Genomic DNA, 15,553 nt, shown 5'->3' with positions numbered 1-15,553 from the left:
GTGTATGGATACTTTGTACCAAAAATATGGCTATTATACTATCAGAAAGGCATTGGGTGATTCACAACTAATTGAATTAAAAAATATTTTATCTAAGTTTCACCAAAAGTGGTGTCACGAAAACCAGCACTTCTACCAAACTCGGGCGGTTAATAGCGCCGGCCTTACCGCAAGTAACTTGCTCAATGCGCAAGAGACTACGCATATATGTCGCTTGATTGCATCGCAAGGTATGCGTGACTGGTTAAGTCATACAGGGTTATCTAATTGGGCATTTATGAACAGCCAATTGTTTTTTAATCCGGTCAATACAGCGCAAAAAAATTATTGGCACCGTGATCCACAATATCACTTAAATGTTGAGCAACAACAGCAAGCCTTGCGTGGACCGGATGTGGTTCATGTACGCATTGCCTTAGCAGATGAAAACGGCATTGAACTGATCCCTGGCACCCACAAACGCTGGGATACAAACCAAGAGTTAGCGGTTAGGTTGGCGCATTCAGGTTACACTAACAGTGATAATTTAAGCGCCAGCAAAACCATACCTTTGTCTGCGGGTGATGTGCTCATCTTTTCTGCAAATATGATCCATAGGGGGTTATATGGAAAAGAGCGTTTAGCATTAGACCTGTTGTTTTGTGAAGTCTCCCCGATATTTTCTGAATTTATGAACCAAAACTACTTGCCTTGTAAAGCACAGTTGCATAGCTTTGAAGCACCAGATGTGTTCATGAATAGTTGGACTTTGAGTGAACAAGCTGAGTAAAGTAAGTTTATAAATTATAAGGTGATTTTTAATACCGGCTTTGAGAACTGCCTATTATATTTGTAAAAGGGAGAGACATGAGTTTTGCTACGTTGTTGTTGTTTATACCTGCCTGTTTTGCGCTTAATATGGCGCCCGGTCCCAATAATTTAATGGCATTACACAATGCTCAGCGTCAAGGTTTTAGGGCCTCGGTATTGGCAGGTTTTGGACGTCTGTTTGCATTTGTTTTGATGATAACTTTGGCTGCAAGTGGTTTAGCCGTCGTGTTATTGGCGTCAGAAACCTTGTTTTTCTCCATAAAGCTGCTGGGCGCAGTTTACTTGTTTTGGTTGGCTTACAAGCTTTGGCAAGCGCCAGTATCTTGCGTAAAGCAAAGTTCAAAGCAGCAACACATTGCGATAAAGACATTGGCAAAGCAAGAGTGTTTGCTGGCGCTGGGCAACCCAAAAGCGATACTCATATTTACGGCTTTTTTGCCGCAATTTTTAGATCCTAGCCAAGCGGTTGGCAGTCAGTTCTTTCAACTTGGTGGATTGTTTTTATTACTTGAGCTTACCGCAATCAGTGTTTACGCAGGGATTGGGGCCTTTCTTCAAGGGTGGTTTGCTCAAGCTCGTATTCAAAAAGCCTTTAATCGCAGCTGTGCCGCGCTGTTAGCCAGTCTAGGTTTTACCATGTTATTGGAATCAAAATTAGGGCGTGTTGATCTTTGCTGTGTGTTTTTGCAGCAGTCATTCGGGTATTTTGGCAAGGCAGAGCCTGCGCAGCATAGTTATTCTATGTAAGTCAGGCGATAACGTAGAAAAAATGACCGAATGACGCTGCCCAAAGGGTTCAACCAAAGGCTTCCACTACGGCGTCATGCGCTACTCGCATAGTTCACTATGTGTCATAGCGCATTTCTGGTATTGAAAGCCTTTGATTTGAACAAAAATCATACCTCAAAGATCAACACGCCCTAAAATAATCTGACTTTATGTTTCTTGTGGTGCAATTTAATAGATGAATAATATTGGTTTCACTTCAATGGCGGTATAAAGTATACAAAAACGCAAGGCTATGAATATGAAAACTATCTACTTGGCTCTTTTTGTATCTTTATCGCTGCTGAGTGCTTCCAGTTATGCTTTTAGAGATCTTATTGATCGTCACGGTGAGCCGGCTCTCATGCGCCCAACTGATAAGTTTGGCCATAGTCCATATAATCCTCTGTTTGATATGGGGGCTTGGCACGGCCACTTATTACCGAACTCGTCACAAGAATTAGGTGGTTTTACGGGTCATGCGCTTATTGCAGAAGAGTATTTAATTTACATCGCGACGCGTTTTGATCGCTTACGGTTATTCCGCGATGGCAAACCAGTGTTACTTACAGGAGAGGTGTATAGCAAGCCTGGTGCTTTGGTCCAAGAATTATCTGGTCCTGAAGTGAAGGTAACACTGACACTGCGCTTTGTGAATGAACGCGTCTCAGTGCTTAAAACACAAATTGAATCTCCCCATGCGCATACGCTCCATTTTGATGGGCAGTTACTCTCACAATTTGATGCTAAAAGTGAACATCAACAAGCATTCCCCAGTTATCAGCCTACACTAACCCCAACAAACAATGGCATAAACGTGTCATTTGGTCGGGTTCGCTCAAAGTGGGCGTTAATGACTTCCGGTAGCTCTGCATATGTTATGAAAAAAACCTTACCAACGCATTTTTCTGTGGAAGGAGATAGCTTCCTAGGGGTCGCAAAAGTTAACGGGAACAGCACTTTTTATACATTATATAGCCATGTATTGGATGCGGTTGAGCATCGAAAAATGCAAAGCGTTTATGACACTATTCTTGCAAAACCAGAGTATTTCTTGCAACAAAGTAAACATCGTTGGGACTCCTATTTAGAGATGACGCAGCAAGGGCAATCATCGCTGCATCAGCGCTTGCTCGCCAAAAGTGTTGAAACCTTGCTTGGTAATTGGCGATCGCCTGCGGGCGCTATTGCTAGTCATACCGTCAGTCCGTCAGTAACCGCTAGATGGTTTTCAGGCAATCTCACCTGGCCGTGGGATTCATGGAAACAAGCCTATGCGATTAGTCAGTTTCATCCAAACCTTGCAAAAGACAACATAAATACGGTGTTTTCCTATCAAATTCAGCCCGATGATCCGATCCGTCCACAAGATCTCGGCTTTTTACCCGATCTTATTGGTTACAACAAAAGTGATGAACGAGGCGGCGATGGGGGGAATTGGAATGAACGCAATACTAAGCCGAGTCTAGCTGCTTGGGCCGTTATGAAGGTATATCAACAAAACCAAGATAAACAATGGTTAAAGTCCATCTATCCCAAATTAAAAGCCTATAGACAGTGGTGGTTAACGAATCGAGATCACAACAAAAATGGTGTGCCTGAGTATGGTGCCACACTGGATAAAGCACATAATAATCTGCAAGGTGAATTGAAGTTTTTGCTGCATGAAAACGACGACCAACGCGTGTTGTATGGTTTAAATCAATATCAAGAATTAAAACAGCAGGGAAAAGAAGTCACCCTTCCTGTGCAAACGGCTGCTTCATGGGAGTCTGGGCGTGATGACGCAGCTACATTTGGTTTTATTGACCGTGAGCAACTGACAGATTATTTGAAATCGGGTGGACAGGCTCAAGATTGGCAAGTTAGTTTCGCTAAAAACACGGATAGTTCTGGTCAACTATTAGGCTATTCATTACTGCAAGAGTCGGTTGATCAAGCAAGCTATATGGTATCGGACAACCGCTATCTAGCCAACATGGCCCGAATACTTGGTTTCAAAAAGGAAGCACAAGTATTTGAATTAGCAGCTCGCCAGCTCAGTGACTATATCAATCGATGCATGTTTGACTCAAAAACGGGCTTTTATTATGACATTCGTATTGCCAAGCAGCCTCTGAGTAATGGCTGTGCAGGTCTACCGTTGGTTAAAAGGGGGAAGGGCCCTGAAGGGTGGTCACCTTTATTCAACCAAGTAGCAAACGTAGAACAAGCGCGAGCGGTGCGCCAAAGCATGCTCAATACACAAGAATTCAATAGTTATGTACCACTTGGCACGGCTGCTTTAAGTAACCCCGCGTTTGGACCAAACATTTATTGGCGTGGCAGAGTATGGCTAGATCAATTCTATTTTGGTGTTAAGGGGTTAAGTTATTATGGTTATCACGCCGATGCTAAGGCCCTCATTCATCAACTGTTACAACATGCTGACGGATTGATAGGTAGCGCGCCAATACGAGAGAACTATCACCCTTTTACCGGGGAGCAGCAAGGTGCCCCTAACTTTTCTTGGAGTGCGGCGCACTTGTTGATGTTATTAACTGAGTTTGATTTGTCAGAAAAAAAAGCGTGAATTTAACGCAGTAATAATAAACATGATTCCTAATGTGTTTATATCACGATAAAATAAATTAAAGGCTGATTTACTTACCTCGCTGAGCTAACTATTTTTATCGTCACGATAAAAATATTTCTCAGCACTGGTCGGGACTATTTTGTACTCTACGCTTCTTTAATCCACTACCAAAATACTGAGTAGTGACTGTAGCTATTTAGAGACTAAAGCCTGTGAAAATTTGTTTTATTATGTACCCTTGGCATAAAGTTGAGCCTGAAAATGATTCGACTTTACGTTTGATCCATGAGTGCGTAAAACGTGGCCATACTGTGGCACTTGCAACCGTAAACAACTTAACTATTCGTGACAGTGTGGCGAGTGCATTTTGTGATGTGTTCACTAAAGCAAATAAATGCCCAGACAACATTCCTAGTTTTTATAAAAATGCGCAGTTTAAGCGTGTTCAACTGCCTATGGCTGGGTTTGATGCCATCATTATGCGTGCTAACCCACCACTTGATACGCTGGCACTAAACTTCTTAGACTCGGTACGTGGTGATACCTTCATCATGAACGATTTAGATGGTTTGCGTATCGCAAACAACAAGATCTACACCGCGTCGTTCCAAGATACTGCCAGTGAGTTTATCCCAGCAACGCACGTATCGAAAAACCGTGAATATCTTGAGCGCATTTTTGAAGAGTCGCGTAGCAATCGCATGATCTTAAAACCGTTAGATGGTTATGGTGGCCGTGGCGTGATCGTACTTGAGAAAAACGCACGTCAAAGCTTCCGTTCATTGCTTGATTTTTATATCGGTGGTGATGAGCACGGTAAGGGCAGTAACTATGTGATCCTGCAAGACTACGTTGAAGGCGCAGAACAAGGTGACGTACGTATTCTTATGCTCAATGGTGAGCCGATTGGCGCGATGAAGCGTATCCCTGATGCAAATGATGTACGTGCGAACGTCCATGCTGGTGGTCGCGTGGTGAAACACAAACTAACAGCACAAGAGAAAAAGCTATGTAAGTACATCGGGCCGAAGTTAGTGCGTGATGGTTTGTACTTCACCGGTATTGATGTGATCGGCGGTAAACTGATTGAAGTTAACGTATTAAGCCCAGGTGGTATTGTACGTATCAACAAGTTAAACCGAGTGCGCTTACAATCTCAGGTAATTGATTTTGTTGAAAGTGTTGTACACGCTAAAGAAGCTGTACGCAGTCGCAAATCTGAATTCAGACAGGTGATTGAAGATGCTAACGCTGTCTGAGAGTCAGTGTATTGAACTCATCAAAAAAGGTGAGTGTTTTCACGCGGAAGTAGAGTCGGGCGCGTTTATCATCAAAATAGATGAGTACTCGCCTATCATCTGTGCGGCTATTCATAATGGTCATAATTTGCGTAGCGATCTTGAGAAGTCGTTCTTGTTGTCAAAAGAAGAACGCTTTTTTGAAGAAGATCCCTATACAGACGAGTTGATCTCGTCATTTCCAATCCAAATGATAGGGAACGATTCGCGCTTTGAGTATGACTTAAATCGTGCCAAAACCTTATCAACTTACTTCAAAACAGCTTGGAGTAAACAGGTTTGGAAAAAGCCTCTGAGTACCACTCAGCGTGCTAAAAGTCACAAAAAGCATCAGGCGTTTTACAATGTCCTAGAGGCAATTGTGACTGAAGTGGAAAACCGCTTTAAGAGTGCCATCATATTTGATATTCACTCATACAATTACAAGCGCATTGAACGCGATACACCGACATTCAACATTGGATCTGGACAAATTGATGTTGAGCGCTGGGGCAAAGTATCTGAGCATTTTGAAAAGCAGCTGAATAAAATTACGTTGCCTAACATAGATGTGCGTGCGGCAACCGATGAAATTTTCCAAGGCCGGGGTTATCTGATCTCGCACGTGAATGCGCACTTTGATAACACCTTGGTACTGCCAACCGAAGTAAAAAAAGTATTTATGGATGAAACCTCAGGTGAGGTGTACCCATTGGTGCTAGAAGAACTTAAAGCGGGCTTTAAAAATGCGGTGAGTGAGACTGCTGCTTACTTTGTGCGTCGTTACACCAAGCGCAAAACAACACAAGCGGCCGATGTATTGTCTTCGTCGATCAGCCCTGATGTGTTGAAAATCGACAAGGCACTCTTTGCGTTATGTAAAAATGTAGAGACGCTGAACTATATCAACCCTGTGAATATTGCGACTGAGCGCAGTCGGTTTTTGAAAAACCCGAATGTGAATCCTAACTTCACGTACAAGCAGCTCAATATTAATCCATACAAGTTTAGAGAGCACCTGTACCAGTTGCCTGTAGACGAGATCATGGATGCGGATATTCAGCAGCTATATCGTCATGTTATAGATAACTTGGCCAATAAGATTGATTTACTGAGCACCATAGGTAGCGAGAACTTTTTGTATAACTCGCTGAAATACTACGGAGCACCACAAACGTCGGATGTTGAAAATGCCAAGTTTATCTTGCATTTGAACAATAGCGAGCTTGAACAGCATAAAGCAGAGCATGATGCCGATGATGCGGTTGAGTACTTTAAGAAAATGGCGGAGCAATGGGGCTTAGTGTGCCGCATTGAAAAGTCCAATAAAGTGGTTGCCAAAGCCATGGTCAACAGTGAGAAATCGCTATTGATGGTCAACAAAGATGCGAAGTTCACGCAACCTGAATTGCATGCTTATGCGTATCATGAGTTGGGTATTCATATGTTGACCACGCTTATTGCGAAAAAACTGCCACTGAAAGTGTTTGCACTTGGATTGGCGGGCAACACGCATTCGCAAGAAGGCTTGGCTATTTACAGTGAATACTGTTCTGGCAGCTTAACGATTGGTCGTTTGAAAACGTTGGCGTTACGTGTAATTGCTGTGCAGCACATGCTTGACCACAGTAACTTTAAGAAAACATTCCACATGTTGATTGAAGAGCACGATATGAGCAGAGAATCGGCATTTACCCTAACCGCTCGAGTTTATCGGGGTGGTGGTTTTACAAAAGACCACCTGTACTTAAAAGGGTTTAGGGATGTATTGCATTTTGCTAAGCATAACCCGCTAGATAACTTGCTCATGGGCAAAGCTGGCTTGTTGGATTTAGGCGTTATTTCGGAAATTGTGGAACGGGGCATGTTGCCAAAACCGCAGTCTTTGTTTGATTTAACGTATCGCTCTTCAGGTAATCCAGTCCTTGATTTCGTGATAGGTTCCATCAAATAACCAATACATTGAAGTGGGCATCATGCCCACTTTTGCTTTTCTAGTCTTAAGTCTACTCATAGATATTTCCCTCGGTTGAACTGTGTTACTCTCTGTTTATTGACTAAATTTTCAGGGAAGTCTCATGGATAAGTATCTAGTTACACGCGAAGAAATTGATGCGCTGTCAGGCATATCAAAAACGCACTTCTTAAATGACAACGCTAAAAGGGTTAATAAATCACTGGGCGATCTCACAGGCCTGACGGGTTTTGGCTTTCACATCATTGAAGTTGAACCCGGTCGAGAGTCGACAGAGTTTCACAAACATTATCATGAAGATGAATGCGTCTACGTACTCGAAGGTGAAGCGACAGCGCGGATCGGTGAACAAGACTATGCGATAAAAGCCGGGGATTTTATTGGTTATCGTGCAGGAGGCCTTGCGCATACTATCCTTAATACTGGCGCTACAACGTTAAAGTGCATTGTTGTAGGTCAGCGCCTAGACCAAGACGTCGGAGATTATCCAAATTTACAAAAGCGCATTTATCGCCAAAAAGGGCTACCGTGGAACCTAGTTGACTTTGACGCCATAGCACAACCAGACGCCGGTCGAAAAACTTAAACTCAAGGAGACAACCTATGACCATACTCACCAAACAAAGCACAGTGAGTGATGAGACATTAAACGTTATTGCTCATATGCCCACCCGCAGCTTACCTGTTTTGATGAATGGTGAATTTAGCGCCAAACTAACGGACGCAGATTTTATGCGTGTCGCAGTATTACTCGCACAAAAGAGCTATCAAGAGGGCGGATGTCCGATAGGTGCCGTGATCATTGATAATCAAACGCGGCAGATTGTCGGTAAAGGGCACAACACGCTCGTACAGGAAGATCACCCCTATAATCACGGTGAAACTTCAGCGATACGTGATGCCGGCAGAATTGATTTTAGTAAAACGACCTTGTTTACAAGCTTGAGCCCGTGTGATGTGTGCGCCACGTTATTGTATATGCGTGGTTTTAGTAAAGTGGTGGTGGGAGATGTGACTAATGCTTCGGGTAATGAATCATTGCTTGTTGAAAAAGGCATTAATGTCGAAATTTTAGAGGATAAACAAGGTGTTGTGTTATATGCCAAATTTAGAACGGAAAAGCCAGAGCAAGACTTAGAGGATTGGCAGGGGCTTAGCGCGGTCAATAAACCCTCGGTGTTATAAATGACTTTTGGCTCTGGTACTTTATTGTGCACACAGAGCCTTTACCCTCATACTAAAAAGCGATATATTTTCGTTGTTTAGTATTTAGGGATAAGTAAACAATGAAGATTTCGGCATCGGTCGTAAAAAGGTTAAAAAAAACACTGGCAGTTTTTGGATTTACAAGTAGTGCTTTACTGATCATTTTGGCCTTAATTATATTGCAAAATGAAATAGATACATTTTCACTCCTCGTTGCTATTTTTGTGTTGATCCTGCCAAGTCTTGCCGTTATTTTCCTAAGTTTTAAGTTGTTTCGTGGCGCACAGTCATCGAAAGACTGGCATCTGTTTGAGCCAAAAACAATTACCTTAAGCGATGCTCAGCGGGAAGAAGAAATCTTAGAACAGATCCGAATTGCGGCATTACAAGCCGGTGTTAAAAAACAAAAAGAACATTCTAAACAACAAGCTTTAGATGCTAACTTGGATGCGCTTGAAGTAACCACGGGTCTGTCAAGGGAAGAGTTAGAGGCTATCGCAAAATCAGTCCGTCAATCCAACGAACGTTAACGACAACGTTGCACTTAAATATCAATGAAATTTGCCAAATAAGGAATAGCGATGAGTATTATCATCAGACAAGCATGTATCAAAGATGGCAAAAGTATCAGTGATTTAATTATACCGCTGGCTGAAAAATATGTTTGCCCGACCATTGCAGCGCATTGCGCAGAACTTCTACTCGCAGCAATGTCAGAACAAAAAATAGTTGAATATATACAAAGCGGCTTTGACTATGTGGTGGCTGTCACTGACCATGATGACATAGTCGGTGTTGCCAGCATTAAAGATAATAGCCATTTATATCACTTGTTTGTGAGTGATGATTATCAAGGTCTTGGTTTATCAAGGACTTTATGGAATACCGTAAAACAAAGAGCGCTAGAGAAAGGGAACTCAGGGCACTTTACAGTTAATTCAGCGCTCAATGCTGAGCCTGTGTATCTGCGCTTTGGCTTTAATCGCATCGATGGCATACGAAATCGCAACGGTATGATTGATATTCCTATGCGTTTAGAGTGTGAGTAGTCGGCACACTCGTTGTGGTTGAAATAGCACCCAAAAGTTGATGTGTGACGCAAAACGTAATATAAAAATTAAAACAATAAAACACAGTTAATGCGTCAATGAGGAGTAACAGTCATGGAATATTTGATTCGAGCTGCGCAATCAAGTGATATCACACATATTCAGCAGTTGATCCAAGACTCTGTATGGGGGTTGTCCCAAGATGACTATTCAGCCGAACAAATAGAATTGGCGTTACAAAATGCATTGGGTGTTGATTCGCAGCTTGTTACCGATAGCACCTACTTTGTGGTGGAAAATGGTGACGAGCTGATTGGCTGTGGTGGTTGGAGCTTTCGTAAAACATTATTCGGTAGTGACCAGGAAGCCTCCCGAGATCCTCAAATGCTCAATCCTAAAACTGATGCAGCCAAAATAAGGGCGTTCTTTGTTAAGCCAAGCTATGCACGTAAAGGCATAGGTTCTTTGTTGATGAATACCTGTGAACGCGCAGCCCGCCTCAAAGGGTTTAAACGTTTAGAACTCATGTCGACTTTGCCCGGCCAAAAATTGTATGAACGACACGGTTTTATTGCTGGGCAAAGTATGGAGTATCGGTTGTCAGACAGCTTGTCTATTCGCTTTGTGCCAATGAGTAAAAAGATTTCTTAATAGCCTTGATGTCTAAGATATGCCTTATCAGTAAAACTGAACTAGATTAAAAGGAAGTTGACCTACATAAATAATCTACGCTGAAGTATCTATGATATAGAGTAACTTCCAGAAAAACATGGAGTGGAAATGCTAAAGCCAGTTTTGCTAGTTTTGTTGATGTGCACAGGCGCTGTTTATGGCAAGAATACGAAAGTTACCATCTATGTTGAAGAGGCATTCAAGCCATTTAGTTATCTGGAAAATGGAAAGCCGAGAGGCTTGTATATTGATATTCTAAAAGCAGTTTTTAGGAAAATGCCTAACTTTGAAGTAACACTGATAGCCGTTCCTTGGGATCGAGGTAAAAAAATTATGGAAGATGGTAAAGGATTTGCCTTAGCTTCCCCGTTTTTTCATGCTCATGATTGGACTTATCTTTACCCTTATTCACTATCTTACTTTACTGAGAAGATTATTGTTGTTTGCTCAGAAAGTGTGCTACAGGTAGCTCGTCCAAATTGGCCGCAAGACTTCTATTCATTAAGAATTGGTGGAGTAGCAGGGTATGATGGCTGGGGTGGAAACACGTTTAGAAATGCGATTAGAAACGAATTGCTCATTTATAGTGAAGCAAGAGATGCAGCATCATTAATTAAGATGTTACTGAAGGGGCGGCAGGACTGTATTTTGACGGAAGACTTGCTCTTCGACGTAGAAATAGCAAAACTGCAGCATCTAAAGTCTTTTGATCAACTATACAAAGTACAATGGAAAAAAGGTCAGGTGATAGGCGAAGATTCTGTTTATCTTGGTTATTCTGAAACAGCACTGAAAAAGGGGCGTTATCCATTTGCCTATGAGTTTCAAAAACAATTCGATACCGAGCTTTATCGACTAAAAAAATCTGGAGAATTACAACGGATTATTTCCTCATACAGAATGGCAAAATAGTAGGGTTGTCTACTATGTGTACATAAACCTGCAGACTACTTTTGCTATCTGTGAATGTAATATACTTAGATATTCTATTACTTATGGGTTTGAGTTATTTTTAAAATGATGTTTATATAGACTGTGTTTACAATTTATACACAAGCTAATAGGGATGTTAAAATGAGACCTTTTGTGATAGTCAGTTTATTGCTGTTATTTACGGTGAGTAGGTACTCCCATGCCCATGAAACATCTGTTGATTTCCTAAATAGAGAAATTGAAATTGCTAACATTCAATACCTTACCGGCACGCCAGAAAGTGGCCTATATGCACTCAAATCGCTAGCGCGCTTACTTGAATCTGATCTCAATATGGGGCAACTTGAAGTGGGGGCAAATCATTTGGCATTTACCTATTTAAGAATTGGCTTATTGTTGGAAAAGCTCGGCAATCAAGCTGATGCACAGACATACTTTCAAAAAGCCATGAGTGCCTATAAAGGAGGGCGATTGGCTATTACTCAACTAAAACAAGTGGTGAAGCACCTAGATAGTAAACGAAGTTAGCATATAAGCTGTCACTATTATTTTAAGTCTATGTATGCAATTGAATTAAAGAAAATGAAAAAGACCAAGTCGGGTGGTTGAGGTATGCAGTTGTTATATTTTCAACTACGATCTGTATTCAACATATGCTGAGGATACACAGATGGCAGTGTCACCCATACCAAAAGGCTACCACAGTCTTACTCCCTACCTGATCATTGAAGGCGCAATTAAAGCAATTGAGTATTATCGAACGGTTTTTGATGCTCAGTTAGTGATCCAATTACCCATGCCTGACGGCGGTATTGCACATGCAGAACTAATCATTGGCGATTCCCATATTATGCTGTCTGATATGTGTTCAGAAGTGCATTTTAAAGATCCTAAGGGGTTAGGTGGAACACCTGTTAGTCTAATGCTCTATGTTGAAAATGTAGATACTGTGTTTGCCAAGGCGATAGAACATGGTGCGCATGAATTACGGCCAGTGCACGATCAATTTTATGGTGATAGAGCGGGTACGTTAGAGGATCCGTTTGGTCATATTTGGACAATTGCGACTCATGTCGAAGATTTAACTCAAGCGCAGTTACTTGAACGTATGGCTGATTTTATGACAAAACAGGCTGATGGTTAACGCAAGCCTCTTTTCATTTGGTGCCAGCAGACGTTAGGTGAAGATCTTGAGCCTGTCATTAACACAGGTCAATGCGCTTGTGTAAGTCTATTTCGAACGCACTTTCATATCGCTTGATTCCAGCTAGAAAAATCAGCGGAATGACACGACATTACTGGCTCTTGTAAGGGAGTAATAGTGTCGTGTATAACAAATAGTCAAACTTGATGTTATTTTTAAAACGGGAGATCCAAGTGTGAAAAAAACGATGTGCCTGTATGTGTGCTTGCTTAGTCCAATTGTGAATGCAACCTGTGATGAAAATAAGTATCGGGAGTTTGATTTTTGGTTAGGCCATTGGCAAGTGTTTACTCCCGATAACAAGCTCGTTGGTGAGAACATGATTACACGAGCGCATGGCGGATGTGTGTTGCTGGAAAACTACAAGAGCCAATCGGGCTTTAGTGGGCAGAGCATAAATATGTTTGATGCCGGTTCTCAACAATGGCACCAAACATGGGGTGATAACTCTGGCACGCTATTGCGTCTCAATGGCGGTATGGAGCAAGGAAGAATGGTTCTTTCTGGTACTCGGTATGATAAAAATAGCCAAATCATTCAAGAGCGGATCACTTGGACACCCAATAAGGATGGTACTGTGCGCCAGCTGTGGGAAACACGTATCAAATCAGATCAAGCTCAGTGGCAAACCACATTTGATGGCTTGTATAAACGTATAAATAAAGAGGAAGAAGGAAAGTAGGCATGACCGATGTAGTGTTTCGGCAAGCAAAAACAACCGACATAGAAGCAATGTCGCAGATCCGCTTAGCGGTAAAAGAGAATGTATTGTCAAACCCAGATCGTGTAACAAGGCAAATGTATGTTGATTACCTTGAGGCCTTGGGTAGAGGCTAGGTATGTGAATATAAATCACAAATTGTCGCGTTTAGTTACGCCAATAAAACGGATAGTAGCATTTGGGCATTGTTTGTGAAGCCCGGATTTGAGGGGCGCGGATATGCAAAACAGTTATTGCACTTAGCGACTGAGCATCTTTTTTCATTGGGTAATCAACAAGTGACATTAAGCACCGAGATTAACACGCGTGCAGAGCGATTTTACGCCTCTCAAGGTTGGTTGCGAGGTGCCATGTTAGATGAGTTTGAAATTGAATTTAAGTTGCATAACACGCAATGAAAAAGCCCCAACTACAAGGTTGAGGCTTAATCACCGGGGAGTTATAGATTAGTATTCGCCAACCAAGCTCACGCCTGAGAAGCTGCTGTAGCCGTTTAGCATGATGTAGTAAGTACCACCCGTGCCAGAGTTCAAGCTACATGTTTCGTTATTACCATTTTGATATGGACGACAGTCCCAGTTTGATGTTGTTGGCGCTGCGCCTTTTTTGACGTATAAGTCAGCATCACCAGAACCACCTGACATAGTAACGTTTAAAGTCACGTTTGCAGGCACTTCAATTGAATAGTTAAGCTGCGCATTACGGCTACCTGATAAGCCTGTAACTGGCACACCATTTTGTAAACAGTTGCTACCACATCCAGTATCCCCACCTACAGTTGCCGTAATAGTCGCGCCGCTATATGAAGCGTAACCGTGTAGCATTGCGAACCATTCACCGCCCGCAGGGTTGCTGAAATCACACTGTTCTTCGTTACCATTTTTGTATGGACGACAAGCATAGTCACCGGTTGTTGGCTTTTGACCTTGCTTAACGTACAAGTCAGCATCACCAGAGCCACCCGTTAATACAAATGAAAGCGCGCTGCTGCCATTTGGCACGGCAATTTTATAGTAGGTCGCTGAACCTGTTGCACCGCTTGCTTGTTTGCCTTCACCGCTGGTAAGCTCAATCACCTCTGGCTCTATAATTGGACCGCTCGCGGCTTGTAGTAACGCGTTTGGTGAACCAGATTTTGCATCAGAGATTTTGTCTTTTGCACTTTTGCTGCTAAGCATTTGATCAATTTGTGCTGGGCTTAAGCTTGGGTTTTCGTCTAGGTAAAGCGCAACCGTACCAGCAACGTGCGGTGCAGCCATAGAAGTACCACTGATAGTGTTGGTTGCTGTGTTAGAGTTATACCAAGCTGATTTGATGCTTGAACCAGGCGCATAGATATCTAAACATGAGCCATAGTTTGAGAAGCTAGAGCGACCATCACTGCTTGTTGTTGAGCCAACGGTTACTGCACTTGCTGCACGAGCTGGTGAGTAGTTACATGCACTGCTGTTGTCGTTACCCGCAGCGACGACGAAAGAAACGCCTGAAGCAACTGCGCTGTTTACCGCGTCATCCAGCGATTGTGATGCGCCACCACCTAAGCTCATGTTTGCAACTGAAGGGCCGCTTGCATTATTTTTAACCCAGTTGATCCCTGAGATAACACCAGAGTTAGAACCAGAACCACTACAGCTCAACACTCTCACACCCACGACATTCACATTTTTTGCTACACCGTAAGTTGAACCGCCGATGGTGCCTGCCACGTGAGTACCGTGACCATTACAGTCAGTTGCATCTGAATCGTTATCAACAAAGTCATAACCGTGGCTTGCGCGGTTACCAAATTCGTTATGGCTAACGAGTACGCCTGTATCGATAACGTAAGCAGTGACACCTGAACCATCGTAGTCATAGTGATAAACACCATTAAGTGGTAGGTCAGCTTGGTCGATACGATCTAGACCCCATACCGCATTGCTTTGATCGCCATTTGTTTCAACTAATTGTTGCGCTTTGACGTCAATAACAGGCTCAAGCTGTACGATTTGGTCTTGCTCGATGTATTTGATGTTGCCATCTTTTAACATCTCTGCTGCTTGTCTTTTAGAAGCTTTTACAAGCACACCATTTAGAGCAGTACCAAAATTGCGTTCAACTTTGACGTTGTACTTAGTTTCTAGATTGTTTCCTTGAGCGCTCAAGAAATCAGCCACGATTTTTGCATCTTTACTGTTAATAACACTGGGAGTGTCAAAAACGACGATGTATTTATCTTCAATTGCTTTGTCAGGGTTTACCGGCATCATTTTCGCTGCAAATGCCTGAGAAGTAAGCCCTAAGCTGACTGCTAACGTGAGAGTGTTTAGCTTGTTCATATTATTTCCTTTACATGTTGTTTTAAGTGGATTCGTCTTTACCATGAC

The 15,553-nt window shown here is 42.4% G+C and carries 16 protein-coding genes and 1 pseudogene; 16 read left to right on the top strand and 1 reads right to left on the bottom strand.

Going from position 1 to position 15,553, the window contains the following annotated elements:
- Window positions 1–4: 4 nt before the first annotated feature.
- From AC5FX4_RS22415 to AC5FX4_RS22340, 16 genes and pseudogenes are all read left to right on the top strand, one after another.
- Complete coding sequence (locus tag AC5FX4_RS22415) at window positions 5–769, top strand: phytanoyl-CoA dioxygenase family protein (protein WP_493608630.1); 765 nt, start codon at window positions 5–7, stop codon at window positions 767–769.
- Between the two features lie 77 nt (window positions 770–846).
- Window positions 847–1,557: a LysE family translocator gene (locus tag AC5FX4_RS22410; protein ID WP_493608629.1), complete on the top strand. Its 711-nt coding sequence runs from the start codon at window positions 847–849 to the stop codon at window positions 1,555–1,557.
- Between the two features lie 280 nt (window positions 1,558–1,837).
- Window positions 1,838–4,147, top strand: coding sequence for an alpha-glucosidase (ygjK, locus tag AC5FX4_RS22405; protein ID WP_493608628.1), 2,310 nt, complete (start codon window positions 1,838–1,840; stop codon window positions 4,145–4,147).
- Between the two features lie 215 nt (window positions 4,148–4,362).
- Complete coding sequence (gene gshB / locus AC5FX4_RS22400; RefSeq protein WP_493608627.1) at window positions 4,363–5,409, top strand: glutathione synthase; 1,047 nt, start codon at window positions 4,363–4,365, stop codon at window positions 5,407–5,409.
- Complete coding sequence (locus AC5FX4_RS22395) at window positions 5,393–7,381, top strand: flavohemoglobin expression-modulating QEGLA motif protein (protein WP_493608626.1); 1,989 nt, start codon at window positions 5,393–5,395, stop codon at window positions 7,379–7,381. Before gshB ends, AC5FX4_RS22395 begins: the two co-directional genes overlap by 17 nt.
- A gap of 124 nt (window positions 7,382–7,505) precedes the next feature.
- The gene (locus AC5FX4_RS22390; RefSeq protein ID WP_493608625.1) at window positions 7,506–7,988 is read left to right on the top strand and encodes a cupin domain-containing protein; all 483 of its coding nucleotides are present in this window, start codon (window positions 7,506–7,508) and stop codon (window positions 7,986–7,988) included.
- A gap of 17 nt (window positions 7,989–8,005) precedes the next feature.
- Window positions 8,006–8,587, top strand: coding sequence for a nucleoside deaminase (locus AC5FX4_RS22385; protein ID WP_493608624.1), 582 nt, complete (start codon window positions 8,006–8,008; stop codon window positions 8,585–8,587).
- Between the two features lie 101 nt (window positions 8,588–8,688).
- On the top strand, window positions 8,689–9,138 hold the full coding sequence (locus AC5FX4_RS22380; protein ID WP_493608623.1) for a hypothetical protein: 450 nt from the start codon (window positions 8,689–8,691) through the stop codon (window positions 9,136–9,138).
- 51 nt (window positions 9,139–9,189) lie between these two features.
- Entirely contained in the window at window positions 9,190–9,657 is a 468-nt protein-coding gene (locus AC5FX4_RS22375) for a GNAT family N-acetyltransferase (RefSeq protein ID WP_493608622.1), read from the top strand.
- A gap of 114 nt (window positions 9,658–9,771) precedes the next feature.
- The gene (locus AC5FX4_RS22370) at window positions 9,772–10,308 is read left to right on the top strand and encodes a GNAT family N-acetyltransferase (RefSeq protein WP_493608621.1); all 537 of its coding nucleotides are present in this window, start codon (window positions 9,772–9,774) and stop codon (window positions 10,306–10,308) included.
- Between the two features lie 129 nt (window positions 10,309–10,437).
- Window positions 10,438–11,241: a substrate-binding periplasmic protein gene (locus AC5FX4_RS22365; protein WP_493608620.1), complete on the top strand. Its 804-nt coding sequence runs from the start codon at window positions 10,438–10,440 to the stop codon at window positions 11,239–11,241.
- 174 nt (window positions 11,242–11,415) lie between these two features.
- Window positions 11,416–11,790, top strand: coding sequence for a hypothetical protein (locus tag AC5FX4_RS22360; protein WP_493608619.1), 375 nt, complete (start codon window positions 11,416–11,418; stop codon window positions 11,788–11,790).
- 142 nt (window positions 11,791–11,932) lie between these two features.
- Window positions 11,933–12,406 carry a VOC family protein gene (locus AC5FX4_RS22355; protein ID WP_493608618.1) on the top strand — a complete coding sequence of 158 codons (474 nt, stop codon included), beginning with the start codon at window positions 11,933–11,935 and terminating at the stop codon, window positions 12,404–12,406.
- A 235-nt stretch (window positions 12,407–12,641) separates the two neighbouring features.
- The gene (locus tag AC5FX4_RS22350; RefSeq protein WP_493608617.1) at window positions 12,642–13,148 is read left to right on the top strand and encodes a hypothetical protein; all 507 of its coding nucleotides are present in this window, start codon (window positions 12,642–12,644) and stop codon (window positions 13,146–13,148) included.
- Between the two features lie 2 nt (window positions 13,149–13,150).
- Complete coding sequence (locus AC5FX4_RS22345; protein ID WP_493608616.1) at window positions 13,151–13,303, top strand: hypothetical protein; 153 nt, start codon at window positions 13,151–13,153, stop codon at window positions 13,301–13,303.
- 12 nt (window positions 13,304–13,315) lie between these two features.
- Window positions 13,316–13,585: pseudogene (locus AC5FX4_RS22340) on the top strand (GNAT family N-acetyltransferase); the annotation flags it as partial.
- 48 nt (window positions 13,586–13,633) lie between these two features.
- Here the strand turns inward: AC5FX4_RS22340 and AC5FX4_RS22335 are convergent.
- The gene (locus AC5FX4_RS22335; RefSeq protein ID WP_493608615.1) at window positions 13,634–15,505 is read right to left on the bottom strand and encodes a S8 family peptidase; all 1,872 of its coding nucleotides are present in this window, start codon (window positions 15,503–15,505) and stop codon (window positions 13,634–13,636) included.
- Window positions 15,506–15,553 lie beyond the last annotated feature (48 nt).

The sequence above is a fragment of the Pseudoalteromonas sp. ATL1 genome (assembly GCF_058933015.1).
The sequence above is the reverse complement of the archived record's forward strand: the minus strand, read 5'-3'. Positions and strand labels throughout refer to the sequence as shown.